The organism is Robbsia sp. KACC 23696 (assembly GCF_039852015.1).
Lineage (GTDB): Bacteria > Pseudomonadota > Gammaproteobacteria > Burkholderiales > Burkholderiaceae > Robbsia.
In genome coordinates this window covers 1,359,821-1,380,097 of record NZ_CP156626.1, presented here as the reverse complement: position 1 = coordinate 1,380,097, position 20,277 = coordinate 1,359,821, and the positions used below count along the sequence as shown (strand labels likewise).

Here is a 20,277-nt window from a genome sequence, read left to right as displayed (position 1 = left end):
CTGTCCGGACAGCATCGTCCTAGAAACGGCTGCAGCCTTACTCGGCCACCGCGGAGCGCCCGCTCAATGCCAGCATATCGACCAGCTGAGAGGACGCGACCGGCTTGACTAGATAGGCATCGAATCCAGCCGTCAATGCGCGTGCGCGATCTTCAACCCCGGCGTAAGCCGTCACGGCGACGGCGAACATCGTGCTCAGCGGCGGATCCATCTCGCGCACCGATTGCATCAAGGCACAGCCGTCGCGGCCCGGTAAGCCGATATCCGACACCAATACATGAGGCTCCCACGCGGAGAGCACCTGAATCGCGGTCTCGGCGTCGTCGACGAGACGGACATCGGCGCCTTCGTCCCCCAACGCCTCCGCGATGATCTCCGCGGCCGCTTGATCGTCCTCGACGACCAGAACGCGCATGCCATGCAAGCGCCCCTCTTTGTAGGCGACGGAATGCTCGCCGCTCACAGGGCCGGTATGCGGCGCCCCACCGTCGGGCGACGTGACGACATACCACCCGCCGCCTCCAGGCGTACTCGCCGCAGACTCCTCGGACGGCACGACATCGCCATCGTTCACTGCCGCATATCGCAGGGTCGGCCGCGCCGGGAAACCGACACGGAAGGTCGCCCCTTCGCCAAGGCCCGCGCTTTCGACCGCCGCGAAACCCCCGTGCAACTCGGCGAGATGGCGCACGATCGCGAGGCCGAGGCCAAGCCCCGAATGGCGCCGCTCAATCGACGAATCGGCCTGGCGGAAGCGATCGAAGACGAAAGGCAGGAAAGCCGGCGCAATGCCTTCGCCGGTATCGGTCACCGACAGCACGAACATCCCGCCGCGGGCCGCGCTCAGACCGTCCACCATTTCGCTCGACGCCATGGCATCGACCGCGCCCGGCGCCACTACTGCTACCGACGCCGCCGACGCTGCCGACGCGGCAGGTGCAACGGCGAAATCGGCCGGATCCCATGCGGTTGGCGAGCGCGGGCCCGCCGCCATGGTTCCGGACTGAACGGATTGGACCGCGACCACGACGGTGCCACCCTCTGGCGTGAACTTCAGTGCGTTCGATAGCAGGTTCCAGGCGATCTGCTGGATTCGCTCCGGATCGCCGTTGACGGGAGCAGCCGTGAGTCGCTGGCGCCCTGCTTCCAGGCCGGCGTCCCGCCCCGGCACCCGCGTATCGGAGAGCGGGGCCACGCCCGTCGGCAGATCGTTCTCGACGACCAGCGAGATGGACTTGGCTTCGGCGGTGGGCCGCAGGGACTCCGCCGTGGCGCGGGCAATATCGAGCAAGTCAACCGGCCGGATGACGAGGCGCGTCTTGCCTTTTACAAACGCGGAAACGTCGAGAATGTCCTCGACGACGCGCGTCTGCGCGCGGACATTGCGGCGCAATACGTCGAGCCCACGCGCCTGCGTTTGCGGATCCGTCTTACGCAACATGATTTCCAGCCAGCCATGCATCGCATTCAACGGCGTACGCAGCTCATGCGACACGGTGGCGAGGAATTCCTCCTTCAATCGGCTGGCCTCCTCCGCTGCACGCCGGGCATCGATCGCATCGGCCAGCAGTTGTTGCCGCTCGGCATCCACGATCTTCATCGCGGAGATATCGACGAAAACCGCGATCGCGCCGACGACACTATGATCCTGATCGATCACCGGGGCCGCATACGCCATGACCGTCCATTCGCGTTGCGCCGTGCGCAATGTCAACTCGGTAGGCGCGATGGCACATCGTCCACGGACGGCGCGATGCAAGGGCGAATCGTTTTCTTCGAGTAACGCATCGCCCTGCCAGATCTCATAGCCGTTCTGGGCGCCCCCAGCGAATGAAAACTCGGCGGCCCGCTCGAGCCCGAGCATCGTCGTCAAGGCCAGGTTCGGGCGCACATGCAGGCAGTCCGGAGAATCGGCAATGACCATGCCCACCGGCGCGATATCGAAGATCGCCTGCAGTTCCTGCGCGCGGCGTACCAACTGCGCGCCGAGATGACGCACGCGCCGCTCGCTGAGTCGTCGCTCGCCGATGTCCCGCAGGACGATGACGGCGCGCGTCGCCGTGCCGGCATCTTCGGGATGGGCGGCCTCAGGCAAGCTCACCGGAAAAGCGGCCAGCGACACGTCGAACTCGCGGCCATCACGTGAGCGCATCGTCAGATCCCGGTCGATCACGCGCTCGCCGGACAAGACCATTTTCACCGTCTGCGAGAGAATCGCATGCCGGTCCGGATTGACCAAAATCCCGATCGATTCCCCGACGACATCCTCGAAATCGAACGAAAACAACGTCCGCGCGCCGGGGTTCCAGCTGCGAATCACTTCATCGGGCGAGATGCCGATGATGGCGTCGACCGTCGCGCCGTTGACGTGCCGGGCTTGCCGGTCGCGCGCCAGTCGGGTCCGCATTGCACGACCGTCGCGCAAGGTCAGACCGACGGCATCAACAACACCCATCGCATCGCGCAAGGCGAGCGGCGCGATCATTAACGGCAAACCCTCTCCCGCCGCGCCCCGCTCCACACGCGGCTCGCGCCCTCGCGCATAGGCGTTCGCCGTGCCGCGACGCAGTATCGGCATCGGGTAGGAAATGGCATCGTCGCTATCCAGGCCGGTAAAGCGCGAGAGGGGCTGTCGCGGGTCGAGCGCCGAACTGGGATCTAGCGGGTCCACCGGTTTGCCGTCCGCTGTCCAGAGCGGCAGCAAGGCACGCATCGGCGCTCCCTGCGCCTCATGCGATCGAATGCCCAACAGCGATTCGGCCGCGGCGTTCAAATACAGCACCGTCCCGGACAGCGAAGCAATCACGGCCCCCGTCTCGGATTCACCGTAGCGGCTTATGGCCTGCGCCCGAATTTGCTGGAGACGACGCGCGCGAAGACGGCGTCCCCGCACGCCCCGCCACACCCCCACGGCGGCGAGTGCCACCAGCGCGGCAGACGCTGCAACGCCCGCCCACGGTGGCATGAACGACAACATCGTCGGCATCGGGTGCGCCACGGTCTCGGCGGCGAAGGCCGGCATGCACGCCCCCGCGCCAACGACAATCGATACCCGCAGCACGCTCAGCGGCATGGGCAGCGCCGGTAACCAAGCGCGCTTGGGGCGGCTCGGTGGTGTGATCGCAGCGGGACGAAGAGAAAACAGAAGCATGCGCGACGAGACGGGAAAATTCGTGCCGCCGGGCGCCCATTTTGGGAAAAACCCGGCCGGGCCGCGTTTACTTCGGCGTTTGAACGAAAGCGCCAGACGAAGGCGACGCTGCCTACTTTACCACTCTGCTTCGCAACGGGACTACCGCACCAGTAAAAATAACCTTAAGCAAAGGCCACAGCGCCTGCTTAACGATTACGCAGGCTCGCACCACGACGCATACGCGCCGAGGCGCGTTGCATAGGCATCGCCGGACGTGACGCAGCCGTGGGTTGCTCTGGACCGCGCGGGGGATCGCCGATGGGCGGCATATCCGGCACCGGCGGTTCCATCGGCGGCGACACCGGATCGGGCGGCTCGATCGGCGGCGACGGTGGGATCGGGGGCACCTCGGGCGGAGTTGGGGGCACCGGGGTCTGGAGGTGCATGCGTGTTCCCCCTAGCAGACCGCAGCGCTGCAGCGGGGCGGCCCCCTCCGCGCTGCCTGGTCCATCGCCGCGCGTTGCGCGATGCGACACGAAGCTCGAATCGATTGTCGCCATTTGCTTCCCCTTGTTTTATGACACGGACAGCCTGCCCGTTTCCAGTCCATCCGCAAGTTGTATGCCCTCCGGGTTTGGCCGTAGATTGCGCAGCGGCGATCGTCACTTCGGGCCGGCAATGGGGGATGGCATAGCGTTTGCTAAAAGTCCGGCAGCGCATCCGCGCGAGGCCGGGACGAGTCCTGGTCTAAAGCCTGCGATGCAGCCGAGTCGCGGTCGAATACCGAAACCTTGGCTGCACGTCCACCATCAACGCACTTCAAGAGAGATGATCATGTCGCACACCGTCCGTCGTCCCCGTCTAAACGAGGATCGGCCTTTCCGGGAGCACGGCAAAGAACGCAAAGCCCAGCGCATGCAAAACACGAAGCGGATGCGCGTGCGCGAACGGGCGTCGATGCAGGAAGATCGGGCACCGGAAGCGCGTTGGTAAGCGCGGTGCGGGAACGAAAACGGGGCGCTCGATAGCGCCCCGTTTTCCGTGATACTCGTCATGCTGTGACCACTTTAATCGCAGCAGGCGTCAGCCGACGCCAGATCAGGCGAGTTCTGTCGACGAGTCGCTTTCGCCCGCCGCATTGCGCGCGTCGTCGCCGTACTCGACCAGGCGGTTGTAGAGCGTTTTCAAACTGATGCCCAGAATTTCGGCGGCACGCGTCTTCACGCCACCGCATTGATCCAAGGTGGCAAGAATCAGCTGCCGGTCCGCTTCCGCCAACGACGTACCGAAGGGGATGGTCACCGCCGTGCCGGCCGACGGCTTTGCCAGCGAGATCTGCAATGGCACCGCCGCCGTGTTTACATCATCCGATGCGGACATGATGTAAGCGCGCTGCACGTAGTTCTTCAACTCGCGGACATTGCCGGGCCAGTTATACGCCAGCATCGATTCGATACCAGTCGCCGGGAAGCGCTTCTTCGTGTTGTACCGCTCGTTAAGGCCGCCGAGGAAGCTATCGGCCAGCAACTGCACGTCGTTATCGCGCTCGCGCAGCGGCGGCAACTGTATCGGGAAAACATTCAAGCGGTGATACAAATCGAGCCGCAGCTTGCCTTCCAGAACAGCCTGCTCCGGGTCGCGATTGGTCGCCGCGATCAGACGCACGTCGGTCTCGATTTCCTTCGCCGTACCGACGCGCATGAAGGTCCCGGTTTCCAGCACGCGGAGCAGCTTGACTTGCAGCTCGATCGGCATCTCGGTGATTTCGTCGAGGAACAGCGTACCGCCGTTCGCGCGTTCGAAATAGCCCTTGTGCTGCCGGTCGGCGCCGGTAAAGCTACCGCGTTCGTGGCCGAACATTTCCGACTCGATCAAGTTCGGCGATATCGCACCGCAGTTCACCGCAAGGAATTCGTGTTTCCGACGCAGGCTCAGCTCGTGTACGGTCTGCGCCGCCAGCTCCTTGCCCGTGCCGCTCTCGCCGATCAGCAACACCGACGCCGCCGTCGGGGCGACGCGATTGATCTGGTCATAGACGCTTTGCATCGCCGACGAGCTGCCCAACATCAGACCGAAGCGGCCGAAGCGTCGCAATTCACCTCGCAGGCTGCCGATCTCGGCCTTCAGATCACCGGCACGCGGAATGCGATTGATGATCGCCTTGACGCGCTGGAAATTGACCGGCTTGACCAAGTAATCGGTCGCGCCCATCTTCAGCGCGTTCACCGCGGACTCGACCGTCGCATGCCCAGTGAAGACGATGATTTCGACACCGGTGCGCGGGTCCAGATCCTCGAACAGCTCCACGCCATTGCCGTCGGGCAACTTCAGATCGGTGAAGACCACATCGGGAATTTGCCGCACGATTTGAATGCGCGCCTCCCGGAGATCTCCGGCCGTGGCGATCGTTAGTCCATCACTGGCAATCACGTCCACCAATGCCTCACGGGTATTGATGTCGTCGTCGACTACGAGAATATGTGGCATGTTTGACTGTTGTAATAGACGGTTCCGCCACGAAAGCCTCACCCTTCCACGCGCCGCGCCTGGGTGACAGCACGCCAGCAAGGCCGCGCTCGGCGACGCGCGCCGACCACGTCGATGCAGCGTCAAACAGTGCGAATCCTCAACGGGACACACTCTGCAGACCCTGCGCCGACAGGATGAGACCGATCGATTATACGGATTATGGAGAGGGATGACAGGGCGCCTCCCCGAACTCTCTGCGCGCCCTACCGGCTGGTGCCGGTTCGCCTGGAAGCCGTTTCGCGGCGACAGCATCCGCCGTCGCCTACGAAAAGCCGACCCACAACCGTCGCATCCGCAGCCTGCTGCGCTGTAGCGCCTGCCTTCTGCGGATGGGTGCTACCCGCAATTACGCGCGGGGAAAGACCCATTCGTCCGGGGTCGAGCCTACGGCCTCGCTGTTCGACGCCGGCAACGGGCGCTTGCTCCGACGCGGCGTTTCGCCGTTGGACGCCGCGGCCGGCGCGCCCCCTTCGTTCTCCCATCGGGACAGTGGACGCGCTTGCTGCGCCTCGCCGGACGAGGCCAGGCTATGTCGCCACAACCAGACCGCGGCGCCGCCCAGCAAAGCCGCGGCAGCCACTACGCCAGATTTTCGATTCATATTGTGTCTCCTGAGAAGGGGTGCCAGCAGGGGTGATTCGGTTACCGAAAATGTTTCACGATGCGCCACACGGCAAACGCGCGCGCAGCCAGTCCCGGCAAGGAGCTGATGCGGGGGCGCAGACGCCACGCGAGTAAAGCGAGAACCGGCGCGGCCGGATACAGCCACTGCCGGCGCTGCCCGGCACCCTGCCGGATGCGATCGATGGTGCGCAGCGGGCCCGCCAAGGTCTGCGCCGACTGCCGCAAACCGATGCGTTGCAAGGCGATTTCGTCGAGTAAGCGCTCGCGGCGCACTGCCAGCGGCGGCTTCTTCGGATGGGATTTCGCCGTGGATTTGGCGGCATCGGCGCCGCTACCGTGTTTCTGCGGCGCGTTCATTCCAAGGTCTCCACCGCGCGGCGATCCTTTTCGAACTCGCTCAGACTGTGATTGAACAGTGTGGTCGGCTTCCTGACGCGGTAAAGGAAAAAGACGACGGCAAGAATCGCCACCACCAAGGCCCCGCCGGCAATCCAGCCGATGGACGCCAGACGGTAAGGCGTGTCCCAATAACTCGCGATCACGAGCACCGCGGCAAAGATCACCGCAAGGAAGACGAAAAAGCAGGCGACCAGAGCAGCCACCAGCAAGGCCAGCACGCGATCGCGCTCTTCCGTGATTTCCAACGCCAATAGCCGTAACCGGCTACTGGTGGTCGCAATCGCCCCGGAAATCAGATGACTAAGGGATTGCACCAGGCTTGCCTGTGCCATACACGCGCTCCTCCAAGGGGAGATGAATTGTGACCATGAAGCGGAATCAATGAGGACAGAGCCGGCGCGATTAACGCGTCAGTAATGCCCCGATGACAATTCCGCCGACAACCGCTGCACCCAAGGCCTGCCACGGATTGGCGCGAACATATTCATCGGCGCTGGTGGCCGCACTGGCGCATTTGGCGGCACCGGCAGCTTGCGTATCACGCGTCCGTGCGCGCAGCACGCCCAGTTGCTCCGTCAGCTTTTCCCGCAGGGCATCCAATTGCTCACCACTCGCCGAGGCGGTCAGACGCAGCAGCTCCTGCGTATCCGACGCGAGCACGCGCAGGTCTTCGTTTACCTTCGCGCGTCCCAATGCCAACTGCACCGATGAATGTGCCATCTCCCCTCCTGAATATGGTTGTCCGTTCTAACATCCCGCCGCAAACGATCACGACGAAACGGCTGAAGCGGCTATGGAATGAAACTTTAAGCATTTTTCATGCCATATATTCATTTTTTGTAAAAAAGCAGTACACTTCTCATTAAACGCTAAGCGGGGTGCTGCGACACCTTGCGGCACAGCGTCGGCATCGCCCCCCGCTAGAGACGCAATGGGCGATCCAATGCCCGTACACTAGGCGTTTCTCGCCTCGGACGTCGAATTCGCGCAGGCATCGAGCGCGGTCTCTGGCGACGATTTCGGCGTATGGGGAGGCCTTGCTTTTGTCGTAATATTTACCGTCGCAATGTAATGGGCGAGAAAACGGCAAGCGCGGTAGGATCGCTGGATACGTTGGCATTGCGTATTCAGCGTCCGTGACGATGTTGCAGAGCAGAACGCACAGGCACAGACCTGTTTTTGTATCGCTGAGGGAACTCACTATTTATGGCGTCATCAGATTCGGCGCAAGCCGCGGCTTCTTCCTCTCCTGCTTCGCCGGACGCGGTTCCGTCCGACGCGGCGGGCACCGCTACGCGCAAGCCGGAATCGGCCCGCAAGCGGGGAAGCGCGAAGCAGACGATCAAAAGTTACGGCTCGCTGTTCGGCGGCTCGGACGCCATGTTGTCGCTCTATGAACAGATCGACCGCGTTGCGGCGACCGACGCGACGGCGCTGATCATCGGCGAGAGCGGTACCGGGAAAGAATTGATCGCACGGACGATCCACGATTTCAGTGCGCGTCGCGATGCGCCGTTCATCGCGGTCAACTGCGGCGCGATTCCGGACAATCTGATCGAAGCCGAGCTGTTCGGTCATGAGCGCGGCAGCTTTACCGGCGCGGCCCAGGCACGAATCGGCTATTTCGAACACGCGCGCGGCGGCACCATCTTCCTCGACGAAGTCACGGAGATGGCACCGGTGCGCCAGGTCAAGTTGCTCCGCGCGTTGGAGACCGGGACCTTCTTCCGCGTGGGCGGCAGCGAGGAAGTGGCGAGCGATGTGCGCATCCTGGCAGCAACGAACCGCGACCCCGCCACGGCCGTGAAGGAAAATGGCCTGCGCGAGGATTTGATGTATCGGTTGGCGGTCTTTCCGCTACGCGCGCCGCCATTACGCGAACGCGATAGTGACCGGGAGTTGCTCGCCGAGCACTTCCTGGCGCAATTGAACGTTCAGCATGGCACCGAGAAGCTGCTGTCGAAGACCGCGATCGAGACGCTTCGTGGCTATTCGTGGCCAGGCAATGTCCGCGAACTGAAGAACGCGGTCTATCGCGCCTACATTCTCGCGGAAGACAGTGTCGAGCTTCCGCACCCTCACCTCAATACGCGCAACCGCAAGGCGATCACGCAGGGTGACAGCATGAGCATCTGGGTGGGGACACCGCTCGCCGATGCACAGCGCCAGATCATCCTGGCAACGCTGCGTCATTGCGGCGGCGACAAACGGAAAACCGCGAAGGCGCTGGGAGTCAGCCTGAAGACACTGTACAACCGCCTCGGCACCTATGAGGAAACGGCGGACGGCCTCGACAGCGACGAGCTATCGTCGTAACGGCCGAACCAAACGGCAGCACGCCGCACGAGCTTCCGTGCGGCGCCGCCGGTTCAGTCGAAACGCAGACGCCGTTCGGCGAAAGCATACAGCGGACGCCATAGCAGGCGATTGAAGAGCGTCACGTACAAGGCCATGACGGCGACGCCGAGCATGATGTGCGCGAAATCGCCCGCCTGCGTCTTTTCCGCGATATACGCACCCAGCCCGTGGCTGACTACACGCTCCGGGCCCCACTGCACCGCCTCGGCGACGATGCTCGCATTCCATGCCCCGCCGGAAGCGGTGATGGCACCGGTGATGTAATACGGCAGCACGCCCGGCAACATCACCTTGAACCACCACTGACGTCCACGAATCCGCAGATTGGTGGCGACCTCACGGAAATCGTTCGGAAATGCCGACGCGCCCGCGACGACATTGAACAGGATGTACCACTGCGTACCTAGCACGATCAGCGGCGACAGCCAGATGTCCGGATTCAACTGAAAGCGGACGATGACGATCACGAAGACCGGGAACAGCAGGTTCGCCGGAAACGCCGCGAGAAACTGCGCGAGCGGTTGAACCTTCTCCGCCAACGCCGGGCGCAAACCCACGATCACCCCTATCGGCACCCAGACAATCGAGGCGAGCAAGGTCAGCACCGTGACGCGAAGCAAGGTCAGGAACCCGAGCCCCAGCACCTCCAACACATCCGCGCCACTGACCGACGCGGACATGAAATGAACGGTGCGCCACGCCAAATAGGCGGTCAGCAATACCAGCAGCCCCGCCAACAGGATATCGCCCTGACGCTGTGACAGACGCGGCGCACGCGCGGTCGAGGTCGCAAGCAGTCGGGCGGACGCGACCGTGGCCCGCACTCCACCCGATGCCAGCGTCCGGTCACGCCAGCGCGCCACCGTCAAGGCGGCCGGCCATCGCATCGGCAGCCGCGCCGCCACGGCCAAGACCCACCCTGCCGGCACCAGCAATTGATGGATCAAACGGGTACGCCGAATCAGGTCCAGCAACCAGGACTGCGGCGCATGCTGGCTTCCCGTCGTCTCCATCCGAAACTTATCGGCCCAGGCGACCAAAGGGCGGAACAGCAATTGGTCATACAGCAAGATCACGATGAGCATCGTCGCGATCACCCAGCCGATCGCCGCGCCGTTCTGCAGCGCGATCGCCTGGGAGAGATAGGCGCCCACGCCGGGCAAGGCAAAGGTGTGATTGCCGACCGTGATGGCCTCCGATGCGACAACGAAGAACCAGCCACCGGACATGCTCATCATCATGTTCCAGATCAGACCCGGCATCGCATACGGCACATCGAGCTTCCAGAAGCGCTGCCACGGCGTCAACTGGAAGTTGCGCGACACCTCGGTCAGATCGCGCGGCAGCGTGCGCAGCGATTGGTAAAAGCTGAAGGTCATATTCCACGCCTGGCTCGTGAAGATCGCGAAGATCGCGGCGAGCTCGGCACCGAGGACACGCCCCGGAAACAGTGCCAGGAAGAAGGTAACAGTGAACGAGATATAGCCGAGCACCGGGACCGACTGCAGGATGTCCAGAATCGGCACCAGGACCTTCTCGGCGCGGCGACTTTTAGCCGCCAGCGTGCCGTAGACCAAGGTGAAGATCAGCGATGCGACCATCGCAGCCAGCATCCGCAGCGTCGTGCGCATGGCATATTCGGGCAAGCGCGTGGGGTCCAACGAGATGACCTCGGCGTCGAGCGTCGACATCGGCGCCAAGGTCTGATGCAGACCGATCGCGACCATCGCAATCGCGCAAAGAATCATTGGAAATGCCAGGAAATCCCAGCGATTTGGCCTCACGCGCCAGGCTGATGCGGTACTGCCGCCCAGCGTGTCTTTGTTATCTGGCACTGACCCACCCCTCCCTAGGAAAAAGCATTGCGGACAAGGCAAATCGATGCGATGCTGTGGACGAAAGCAAGCTGATAAAGCCTTGCTGCGGCTGGAATCTCCGGCCCGGTCACCCTCGTCATAGAGAGCCTGCCCGCCCGTTTCGGCCCGATGCTGCTTCCTCCGCGCCGCCCAGTGCTGATCTGTTTCGCCTGTTTTGCCCGTTTCGATTCGATATCGCCGCTGATCCCTTCCAGACAAAGGATGGTTTGCGGCGACGGCCAGACACTACACCATGCCACGCTGACGGCACAACCGTTAGTCTGAAATTGGCGCGGTAACAGCGTGTTGGTTGCACCGGTAATCAATGTATCATCGTCACTCGCCCAAGCTGGAGATCTGAGATGAAAGGCAACTACGTGGTGGTATTTCGCGACGAAAATGCGGAAGCGTCCGATCCGATCATGGCCGAATACGGCCCGTATCAAACTCGCTTGTCTTCCACGACGTGGATTTTGGACTCGGTCGATGAAGCGGAGGAATTGCGTGAAGCCATCCTCGCACGGCTGGGCAAGCATGGCACCGTGTACGTATTCGAGACCTCCGGCGTCGCCTACAGCACCGTAGACAGCGATGCGAGCACGGCCTTGCGGACGCAATTCCCGCACTGAGCCCGTCCGGGGTCGCTTCGACGTGTTGCCGCGCCTGCGCGGCAACACGGACAGCCCAGCCGACCCCGGCATTCGCCCGGCGAGCCTGTCATCAGAGGCTGCTGCGGACGCTTTCGGTTTGGGCTTGCGGCGGGAAGCGCAGCTCCACATGCAAACCACTCGCCGTCACGGCGGCCCCCTCGATTTCTCCCCCGCTTGTCGCGTCGCCCTCGGATGACGGCCGATGCTGGCCATTCGACAAGAGACAGATCCCCCCGGCGCGGCTCGCGAGTCGCTCAACAATGGCCAGGCCCAGACCGCAGTGCGCCGAGCCGCCACGCGCCGGATCGAGCCGGACGAAGGGACGGCTCGCGGTCCCAAGCGACGCATCCGGAATGCCGGCACCATTGTCCGACACCCGAATAAACCACCGCGCCGCCGATTCGTTTTCGCCATAGCGCTGATCGACGCCGACCGGCGACGCGCATCGTCCGGTCGTAATACACACCGGCGGACTACCGTAGTTGTAGGCGTTATCGACCAGATTCGTCAGCAGCCGATCGAGCGTGGCGACGCTGAGTTGAAAATCGTCCCCGGCCTGCAGGATCAGTTGCAGCGGCGCACGCTGCGGCCAGGCGGTCTGGTAGTTCTTGGCGAAGCGCTCGCAATAGGCATCGACGCTATGCCGCGCGCTCTGGTCCGCTCCATCGTGGGCGAACACCAGAAACTGGTCGACGATATGCGCGAGCGAATCCACGTCGCGGACGAAGCCGTCACGCTGTTTGTCGTTGTCGACCATCTCCGCACGCAGCCGCAGTCGTGCCAGCGGTGCTTTCAGATCGTGCGCGACACCGGCGAGCATGATGCCGCGGTCCGTTTCGTTCTGCGAGATATCGGCGATCATCCGATTGAAGCGCCGGGTCAGCATGCGAAATTCCGCGGGCCCCTCTTCCTTCAACGGCGCCACGTCGCGACCTTGACCGAAGCGCGAAGCCGCCACCGCCAGCTTGCGGATCGGATCCTGCAAGCGCCAGGCGGCAAACAGGGCCAATAGCACGACCGCGGAAAAACTCGACGCCAGCCAGATGAACAGGCGATCCCCCTTCGGTCGCGGCGGCGGCGGTGGCCGCACGGCCATCACGACCCAGCTCGGTTGGCCGGGCGACAATACCCACAACATCGAATCCTTGCCGATCGACGGCGGACTGATGCGAACTTGCGAGCCGTGCGGCAGCCTTGCCTGCAATTGGTCGCGGAAATGCTCGACCGGTGTGTTGTCGTCCGCGGCGTCGTCGACTGGCGGCGGCGGCACCAGCGCGGAATTCAGCGGCACCGTACGCAAACGCCAAGGCAGCGGCTCGGTGGATCCCCGAGCCTCATGCTGCTCCACCGCCTCGATTAGAAAGCGCGCCTCTTCGACCGCGTAACTGCTGCGCATGGCGCTGCGCTCGGCGCTGGTCACCGCATACCACGCGAAATGCGGAAACAGCAGCGCCAGAATCACCAGCATGGCCAGACGCACGAACAGGGAATCGAACGTGCGGCGCACGCGGGCACGGCGCGATCCGCGCTGACGCGCCGACGCGTTGCTTCCCGCGCTGCGACCGATGCGCAGGAATGGTCTGCCCCCAGCCGGAGAGGCCGGAGGACTGAGCGGCGTGTCGGACGCGCGTTTCATCGACTCAGCGCGGGGTGTCGGTCGCCAGCGAGGCCGATTCCGGATCGCCCTCCGGCACGAACACGTAGCCGCGGCCCCGGACAGTTTGAATAAAGCGCGGCAGCGACGGATCCTGTTCCAGGATGCGGCGCAGGCGCCAGACCTGCACGTCGATGCCGCGGTCGGTGCCGTCGTATTCCGGACCGTGCAGCAATTCGAGCAGGCGTTCCCGCGCCAGCGTCCGCATCGGCTGCGAGACGAAAACCTTCAACAGCGCGAATTCGCCGCCCGACAACGGCAACACCTGCCCGTCGCGACTCAGCGTGCGAGCTTGGAAATCCAAGGAAAAACGCCCGAAATTGTAGGGCGCGCGCTGTTCCGGCGCGGCACTCGGCACATTGCGGCGGCGCCGCAGCACGGCCTGGATGCGTGCGAGCAATTCGCGCGGATTGAACGGCTTGCCGATATAGTCGTCGGCACCCAGCTCCAGCCCGACGATCCGATCGACGTCGTCGGCCCGCGCCGTCAGCATGATGACCGGAATGTCGTCGCCGGCGCCACGCAATTGCCGCAACGCGGCCAGTCCGTCGACACCCGGCATCATCAGATCCAGCACGATCAGATCGGGCCGCTCGCGTTCGAGCCGTCGTTCGAGGCCGCCGCCGTCGTGCAGCACCGATACTTCGATACCTTGGCGTTGGAGGTAGTCGCGCAGTAAGTCGCGCAGTTCGGGGTCGTCGTCGACGATCAGGATTTGCGTAGTCATGGCAGAATTTTATCGGGGCTTTCGCGGGAGGGCGACTTATTCGGTACAACGCGGCCGACAAAGCGGTTACGTCATATTACGCGCTCGCGGGTCGCGTAATCGCTGGTAACGTTCTGCTGCAATTGTGCCGCACGTCGTAACACCTTCGTCGCCATCATCGCTTACGCTTTAGCAAGGTCATCGCCGAGACGGGACGCGCTTACCGCGAGGAAGCCTGCCGCCGGCAGACCGCAGACACAGGGAGAATGACTATGTTGAAGAAGACCCGGACCGCTATTACCGTCGCCGCCGCGATGTTGACGCTCGGCGTCGGCGCGCAAGCGGCGTACGCTCAGGATGCCGCATCCACCCCGTCGGCCGGCATGCCCACCGCCGCTGCGCCCGACGCACAGCCGGATGGCATGCACAAGGGGCCGGGCGGCCCGCATGGCGAGCGCCATGGTCCGCGTCGTGGCCCTGGCGGTCCGGGAGGCCCCGGCGGGCCTGGTGGCCCGGGCTTTGCACACATGATGGATCGGCTGCACGCCAGCCTGCACTTGAATGCGACGCAGGAAAGCGCATGGCAAAACGCGCAGCAGACCAGCCGCAAGAACTTCGACACGATGCGCACGCAGCACCAGGTCGTCGAGAAGCAGTTGCGTGAAGCATCGCAACAGCCGATTCTGGACCTGGCGGCCCTGCAGACGCAGCGTCAACAGCTCGAATCGAACGACCTCGATCTGCGCAACAGCACTGAGAAGGCTTTCGTCGATTTCTACAGCACCTTGGACGACCAACAGAAGAAGCTGGTCAGCGACAGCATCAAGGGTTCGTGGAAGCACATGATGGGGCCGCACGGTCACCGCCCGCCGCCGCCGCGCGGCGGTGCGACGCCGGGCGACGCACCGCCGTCCCCGCCGTCGGATGCGCCTCCGGCAAAGTAATCGCCGCTGCCGTTTGATTAACCGCCGATACCCTTTCGAGGGATCGGCGGTTTTACATTAACCTTTCGCCGAATTAAGCCAATCGATCGATTTTCCCCAAATGCCGATTATGCGCGTCAGATAATCCTGATATTGCAGTGTCGCGCAAGTCCCATTTCCCTTCCGCTAAAGCAATTAGAGGCATCCCCCTAAGCGTTTCCCCTAAAAGCACCGCTCACGACGATGACAGGGCGATGACTCGCGGTAAAATGCGCCCGCAAAGAGAATAGCCCCATGCACTCAGCACATTTTTGGCTGCCTAAAATGTCGCTGCTGTTTGCTTGGCGACACGTCTATATGTTTTCGAGGAATTTCATGAAGAAATTGGCATTGTGTTTTGCAATGGCATTGATTGCCACGGGTGCGAGCGCGAAGGAATGGAAGACCGTGCGGATTGGGGTGGATCCGAGCTATGCGCCGTTTGAATCGAAGGCACCGGACGGCAAGATCGTCGGCTTCGATGTCGATCTCGGCAATGCGCTTTGCGCGAAAATGCAAGCCAAGTGCGAATGGGTTCCGACCGATTTCGACGGCTTGATCCCGGCACTGCGCGCACGCAAGATCGACGCGATCATGTCGTCGTTGTCGATCACGGCAGAACGCGAGAAGGCGATCGCCTTCTCGGCAAAGCTGTTCGACGCACCGGCACGCATGATCGCGAAGTCCGGCTCGCCGCTGAAGCCGACGCCGGAATCGCTGAAGGGCAAGACCGTGGGCGTCGAGCAAGGCACGACGCAGGAAGCCTATGCGAAGAAGTTCTGGCAACCGAAGGGCGTCAATGTCACGTCCTACCAAAACCAGGATCAGGTCTACGCGGACTTGAAGTCGGGCCGTCTGGACGCGACGCTGCAGGATGAAGTGCAGGCCGACGTCGGCTTCCTGAAGACGCCGAACGGTCAGGGTTATGCCTTCGCCGGTCCGGAAGTCGAAGATGCGGAAACGATCGGCGCCGGCACGGGCGTGGGTCTGCGCAAGGAAGATAAGGACCTGGTCGCCAAGTTCAATACGGCGATCGCCGCGATCCACAAGGATGGCGAATACGACACGCTGCAGAAGAAGTACTTCGACTTCTCGATCTACAAGAAATAAAATCCCGGGTCGGACCTGCCCGCTTATCGGGCAGGCACAATGACTGATCGGCGCCGCGCGCCGGTCTACCCCGTGCGGGCCGCAGCGACGGTCTGCATGAGACGAAGTGGCCTCGGGTGTTGGTCGCGGGGGCGTTGCCCCACGGCAGCGCCGCCCATTCATCGGCCACACCCAACGCCAGACTCGCGCGGGTACGCGGCATCGGCCATCCCCCCGGATGGCCCCCAAGATGGACCCCCATTCTATGTTTCTCTACGGCTATGGGCCGGTGATCCTCGAAGGTGCCTGGCAAACAGTGCAACTCGCGGTATTGTCGGTCGTCGTTTCAGTGCTGATCGGTCTTATCGGCGCCTGGGGCAAGCTTGCCAGCAACCCGGTACCGCGTTTGTGCGCGACCGTGTACACCACATTGATCCGCAGCGTCCCGGACCTGGTCCTGATGCTGCTGATTTTCTACGGCATCCAGATCTGGATGAATATGCTGACCGACGCGCTCGATCTCGATCAGGTCGACATCGACCCGTTCGTCGCCGGCGTACTGACGATCGGCTTCATCTACGGCGCCTACTTCACCGAAACGTTTCGGGGCGCCTTCCTCGCGGTGCCGCGCGGCCAACTGGAAGCGGCCTCGGCGTATGGCATGCAGCCGTTCCAGGCCTTCCGCCGCATTCTGTTTCCGCAAATGATGCGGCATGCGCTGCCCGGCATCGGCAACAACTGGCAGGTGGTGGTCAAAGCCACCGCGCTGGTATCGATCATCGGCCTCTCCGATATCGTCAAGGCAACGCAGGACGCCGGCAAGGGCAGCATGCGCTATTTCCTGTTCACGATCGTTGCCGCCGTGCTCTATCTGGTGATCACGACGGCGTCGAATCTCGTTCTGCATGCGCTCGAACGGCGCTACAGCGCCGGCGTACGGAAGGCGGAACTGTGATCGATCTGATACACGACTACTGGCGCCAGTTCCTATTCTCGGACGGCTTCCATTACACCGGCCTCGTCATCACGTTGTGGTTGCTGGCGTTTTCGATCACGGCCGGCTTCTGCCTGTCCCTGCCATTGGCGATCGCGCGCGTGTCGCCGCGCTGGTGGCTCCGTGCGCCGGTCTGGTGCTACACCTATGTGTTCCGCGGCACGCCGCTGTTCGTGCAACTGCTGATCATCTATACGGGCTTGTACGGGCTGCAGGTCGTCCGCGATCACGAGACGCTGAATGCGTTCTTCCGCAACGGCATGAATTGCACCTTGCTGGCCTTCACGCTGAACACCTGCGCCTATACGACGGAAATCTTCGCCGGCGCCATCAAGGCGACGCCGTACGGTGAGATCGAAGCCGCGCGGGCCTATGGCATGTCGCCTTTCACGCTGTACCGCCGAGTGATTCTGCCCTCGGCACTCCGGCGCGCCTTGCCGTACTACAGCAACGAAGTGATCCTGATGCTGCATGCCACCACCGTGGCCTTTACGGCGACGGTCCCTGATATCCTGAAAGTGGCGCGCGATGCGAACGCTGCCACCTACTTGACGCTGCAATCGTTCACGCTCGCCGCCCTGCTGTATATGGCGATCTCGTTCCTGCTCGTCTACCTGTTCCGTCGCGCCGAACGCCGTTGGCTGGCCTATCTCGCCGCGCCGTCCCATTAGACCTATCCGATCGTGACTTTTACCGCAGCATCCGACCCCGCCGCCATGTTCAAACTGATCGCCGACGACATTCATAAAAGCTATGGCGAGCACGAAGTGCTGAAAGGCGTCTCCCTGCGCCTACGCGCAGGCGATGTCACCAGCATCATCGGCTCGAGCGGTTCGGGCAAGAGCACGTTCCTGCGTTGCATCAATTTCCTCGAACGTCCCAGCAGCGGCCGCATCCTGCTCGATGGCGAGGAGGTGAAGACCGCACCGGCGCGCGATGGCGCGCTGCGCGTCGTCGACCCGCGCCAGTTGCAGCGCGTGCGCAGCCGGCTTGCCATGGTGTTCCAGCATTTCAATCTCTGGGCGCATATGACGGTGCTCGAAAACGTCATCGAGGCGCCGATCCATGTATTGGGCGTCCCGCGAAAGGAAGCGATCGAACGCGCGCGCCGATATCTGGAAAAAGTCGGCCTCGGCCCGCAGGTGGAGAAGAAATATCCCGCGCATATGTCCGGCGGCCAGCAGCAGCGCGTGGCGATCGCCCGCGCGCTGGCCATGGATCCGGAAATCATGCTGTTCGACGAGCCGACGTCGGCGCTGGATCCGGAACTGGTCGGCGAAGTGTTGAAGGTGATGCAGACGCTGGCCGAAGAAGGTCGCACGATGATCGTCGTCACCCATGAAATGAGCTTCGCGCGCAACGTCGCTAATCAGGTCGTGTTCCTGCACCAGGGCAAGATTGAAGAGGCAGGCGTCCCGCACGAGGTGTTCACGCAACCGCGCAGCGAGCGGCTAAAGCAATTCCTGTCCGGGACGCTGAAGTAGGCGCCCTCGACGCGGTACCCGGACGCAAAAAAGAGCGGCACCGATGACCTTCGGTGCCGCTCTTTTTTATTAGACGCGCCTTACTGCGCGAGCGTCGCCGTCAGGATCTCGGAGGCGCCGATAAAGGCGGGATTCTCCGCGGTGATCACATAGGTCGGAATGATCGACAGGTAGCGCACGAAGCGTCCCTTCTGCTCGAAACGCTCGCGGAACGGCGATGTGTAGAACCGTTCGCCAAGCTTCGGCACGACTCCCCCGCCCAGATAGATGCCGCCTTGCGCGCCGAACGTAATGGCGACATTGCCGGCAAAGCTTCCCAGCACGCCGCAAAAGACGTCGACGGTTTCATTGGCCAGCGCATCACCCTGTTTCGCCCGCTCGACGATGGCGGCGCTGTCCAAGGGCTCGGCCGGCGTCCCGTTCCGCGCGGCCAATGCCGCGTGGATCAGTTCGATGCCGGGTCCCGATGCCACGCGCTCGAACGAAACATGCCCCCATTTCGCCCGCGCGAACGCCAGGATGTGATCTTCCCGTGCATCGAGCGGCGCGAAGCTGGCGTGACCGCCCTCGCTGGCGATTGGCGTCCACTGCTTGTCCACGTAGACCAGTCCGGCGACACCGAGTCCGGTGCCGGCGCCGAGCACGCCGCGCACTTCACCCACCGTGCCGACCGACGTGGGGTGCACGATCCCGGTGCCGACCTGCCGCACCTGATCGGCGCGCAAGGCCGGCACTGCCTGCGCCAGCGCGGCGAAATCGTTGACGACCTTCAGCGTTTCCAACTTCAGCGTCTTGCGCGTGGCTTCGATCGAGAAACGCCAATCGTGATTCGTCATCGTCACCTCATCGCCATCGATCGGATTGGCAATGGCAATGGCCGCGTGACGCGCCGGACCGTATTGCTTCAAGTCCGCGGCGACATCCCCGAAGAAAGCGCCGACGGCGTCGGCGATTCCCGGATAGTCGGCACACGGATAGGTGTGGATCTTGCCGATGCGACCCGGCCCGCATTCCAATGCGAAACGCGCATTGGTGCCGCCGATATCGGCCAGCAGGCGCGGGCCGTCGGCATGCGCGCCCGTCGATTGCGCCGACTGCGCGATGGCCTGCTTATCCTCAGGCGTACCAGTAGGCATCGAGCTTCACTCCCCCGTCATTGGCTAACCGCGAAATCGCGGTACGTTGCGGCGCGGCCGCGGCGCTTTCGAGCACCGCACGCTTTGTCGCGCCGCTGATTTGCAAAAACGTCACCGGCACGCGCCGCAGCGCATGCAGTGACAGACTGATTCGTGCATGCGGCGCACTGCTTGGTTCCGTATAGACGAAACGATCGCGTGTCGTGGTGGCATAGCCCCACTGCGGCGCGTCGGCAAACAGCGAGGCGGTATGACCATCCTCGCCCATGCCCAGAATGGCGACATCCGGCGCGGCAATACCGCTCGCGCCGTTCAGCAGCGCCAGCATCGCCTCGGGCGTTCGCGTGGTGTCGACGATCGGCAGGAAACGCGCCGCGGCGGCGGCATCGCGCAGCAAGGTCTGTTGCAACAGGCCCGCATTGCTTGCCTCGTCGCCGGCCGGCACCCAACGATCATCGACCAGCGTGATATCGATTTGCGACCACGCCAGCGGCGTCTTCGCGAGATGCGCGAAAAAGCGCGCGGGGCTTTTGCCGCCGGATACCGCCAATGTCGCGCGTCCTTGCGGGCCACGCTGCGCCAGCACGGCACGCAGGGCGTCGGCAACGGCCACCGACAGCGCCTCTGCTTGCGCGTCGCCGTCGTCGAACGTTTTCAGATAGAGCATCGACGTCCTCTCCTTGGGATTTCAATCATCGCGCCC

At 63.2% G+C, this 20,277-nt stretch carries 18 protein-coding genes and 1 pseudogene; 8 read left to right on the top strand and 11 right to left on the bottom strand.

Features of this window, described 5'->3' with window-relative positions:
• Window positions 1-37 precede the first annotated feature (37 nt).
• On the bottom strand, window positions 38-3,073 hold the full coding sequence (locus tag ABEG21_RS05720) for an ATP-binding protein (protein ID WP_347556270.1): 3,036 nt from the start codon (window positions 3,071-3,073) through the stop codon (window positions 38-40).
• 894 nt (window positions 3,074-3,967) lie between these two features.
• Between ABEG21_RS05720 and ABEG21_RS05715 the strand changes: the two genes are divergently transcribed.
• A complete protein-coding gene (locus tag ABEG21_RS05715) occupies window positions 3,968-4,126 on the top strand; it encodes a hypothetical protein (protein ID WP_347556269.1) in 159 nt (52 codons plus the stop codon).
• A gap of 105 nt (window positions 4,127-4,231) precedes the next feature.
• Here ABEG21_RS05715 and ABEG21_RS05710 read toward each other — a convergent pair whose 3' ends face one another.
• From ABEG21_RS05710 to ABEG21_RS05690, 5 genes are all read right to left on the bottom strand, one after another.
• Window positions 4,232-5,620 (bottom strand): sigma-54 dependent transcriptional regulator, encoded by a 1,389-nt coding sequence (locus ABEG21_RS05710; RefSeq protein WP_347556268.1) that lies wholly within the window; start codon window positions 5,618-5,620, stop codon window positions 4,232-4,234.
• Window positions 5,621-6,008: 388 nt separating this feature from the next.
• The gene (locus ABEG21_RS05705; RefSeq protein WP_347556267.1) at window positions 6,009-6,263 is read right to left on the bottom strand and encodes a hypothetical protein; all 255 of its coding nucleotides are present in this window, start codon (window positions 6,261-6,263) and stop codon (window positions 6,009-6,011) included.
• 41 nt (window positions 6,264-6,304) lie between these two features.
• Window positions 6,305-6,643: a hypothetical protein gene (locus ABEG21_RS05700; RefSeq protein WP_347556266.1), complete on the bottom strand. Its 339-nt coding sequence runs from the start codon at window positions 6,641-6,643 to the stop codon at window positions 6,305-6,307.
• On the bottom strand, window positions 6,640-7,017 hold the full coding sequence (locus tag ABEG21_RS05695; protein WP_347556265.1) for a phage holin family protein: 378 nt from the start codon (window positions 7,015-7,017) through the stop codon (window positions 6,640-6,642). Before ABEG21_RS05695 ends, ABEG21_RS05700 begins: the two co-directional genes overlap by 4 nt.
• A gap of 70 nt (window positions 7,018-7,087) precedes the next feature.
• Complete coding sequence (locus ABEG21_RS05690; protein WP_347556264.1) at window positions 7,088-7,405, bottom strand: DUF883 family protein; 318 nt, start codon at window positions 7,403-7,405, stop codon at window positions 7,088-7,090.
• 486 nt (window positions 7,406-7,891) lie between these two features.
• On the opposite strand from ABEG21_RS05690, the gene ABEG21_RS05685 reads away from it, so the two are divergent.
• The gene (locus ABEG21_RS05685; protein ID WP_347556263.1) at window positions 7,892-9,001 is read left to right on the top strand and encodes a sigma-54 dependent transcriptional regulator; all 1,110 of its coding nucleotides are present in this window, start codon (window positions 7,892-7,894) and stop codon (window positions 8,999-9,001) included.
• Window positions 9,002-9,054: 53 nt separating this feature from the next.
• On the opposite strand, the gene ABEG21_RS05680 is transcribed toward ABEG21_RS05685, so the two are convergent.
• Window positions 9,055-10,878, bottom strand: coding sequence for an ABC transporter permease subunit (locus tag ABEG21_RS05680; RefSeq protein ID WP_347556262.1), 1,824 nt, complete (start codon window positions 10,876-10,878; stop codon window positions 9,055-9,057).
• 383 nt (window positions 10,879-11,261) lie between these two features.
• On the opposite strand from ABEG21_RS05680, the gene ABEG21_RS05675 reads away from it, so the two are divergent.
• Window positions 11,262-11,528: a hypothetical protein gene (locus ABEG21_RS05675; protein WP_347556261.1), complete on the top strand. Its 267-nt coding sequence runs from the start codon at window positions 11,262-11,264 to the stop codon at window positions 11,526-11,528.
• A 91-nt stretch (window positions 11,529-11,619) separates the two neighbouring features.
• Here the strand turns inward: ABEG21_RS05675 and ABEG21_RS05670 are convergent, their stop codons facing one another.
• Entirely contained in the window at window positions 11,620-13,185 is a 1,566-nt protein-coding gene (locus tag ABEG21_RS05670) for an ATP-binding protein (protein WP_347556260.1), read from the bottom strand.
• 4 nt (window positions 13,186-13,189) lie between these two features.
• Complete coding sequence (locus tag ABEG21_RS05665; protein WP_347556259.1) at window positions 13,190-13,930, bottom strand: response regulator; 741 nt, start codon at window positions 13,928-13,930, stop codon at window positions 13,190-13,192.
• A gap of 251 nt (window positions 13,931-14,181) precedes the next feature.
• Here ABEG21_RS05665 and ABEG21_RS05660 point away from each other — a divergent pair, with 251 nt between their 5' ends.
• From ABEG21_RS05660 to ABEG21_RS05640, 5 genes are all read left to right on the top strand, one after another.
• Window positions 14,182-14,853: a periplasmic heavy metal sensor gene (locus ABEG21_RS05660; RefSeq protein ID WP_347556258.1), complete on the top strand. Its 672-nt coding sequence runs from the start codon at window positions 14,182-14,184 to the stop codon at window positions 14,851-14,853.
• Between the two features lie 354 nt (window positions 14,854-15,207).
• On the top strand, window positions 15,208-15,981 hold the full coding sequence (locus tag ABEG21_RS05655) for an ABC transporter substrate-binding protein (protein WP_347556257.1): 774 nt from the start codon (window positions 15,208-15,210) through the stop codon (window positions 15,979-15,981).
• Between the two features lie 244 nt (window positions 15,982-16,225).
• Complete coding sequence (hisQ, locus tag ABEG21_RS05650) at window positions 16,226-16,915, top strand: histidine ABC transporter permease HisQ (protein WP_347556647.1); 690 nt, start codon at window positions 16,226-16,228, stop codon at window positions 16,913-16,915.
• A complete protein-coding gene (locus ABEG21_RS05645) occupies window positions 16,912-17,625 on the top strand; it encodes an ABC transporter permease (RefSeq protein ID WP_347556256.1) in 714 nt (237 codons plus the stop codon). The genes hisQ and ABEG21_RS05645 overlap by 4 nt, the downstream gene beginning before the upstream one ends.
• A 45-nt stretch (window positions 17,626-17,670) precedes the next feature.
• Window positions 17,671-18,438: an ATP-binding cassette domain-containing protein gene (locus ABEG21_RS05640; protein WP_347556255.1), complete on the top strand. Its 768-nt coding sequence runs from the start codon at window positions 17,671-17,673 to the stop codon at window positions 18,436-18,438.
• Between the two features lie 101 nt (window positions 18,439-18,539).
• Here the strand turns inward: ABEG21_RS05640 and glk are convergent.
• Window positions 18,540-19,574 (bottom strand): annotated as a pseudogene (gene glk, locus ABEG21_RS05635) (glucokinase); the annotation flags it as partial.
• A complete protein-coding gene (pgl, locus tag ABEG21_RS05630) occupies window positions 19,555-20,241 on the bottom strand; it encodes a 6-phosphogluconolactonase (RefSeq protein ID WP_347556254.1) in 687 nt (228 codons plus the stop codon). The gene pgl and the pseudogene glk, both read right to left, overlap by 20 nt.
• Between the last annotated feature and the right edge of the window lie 36 nt (window positions 20,242-20,277).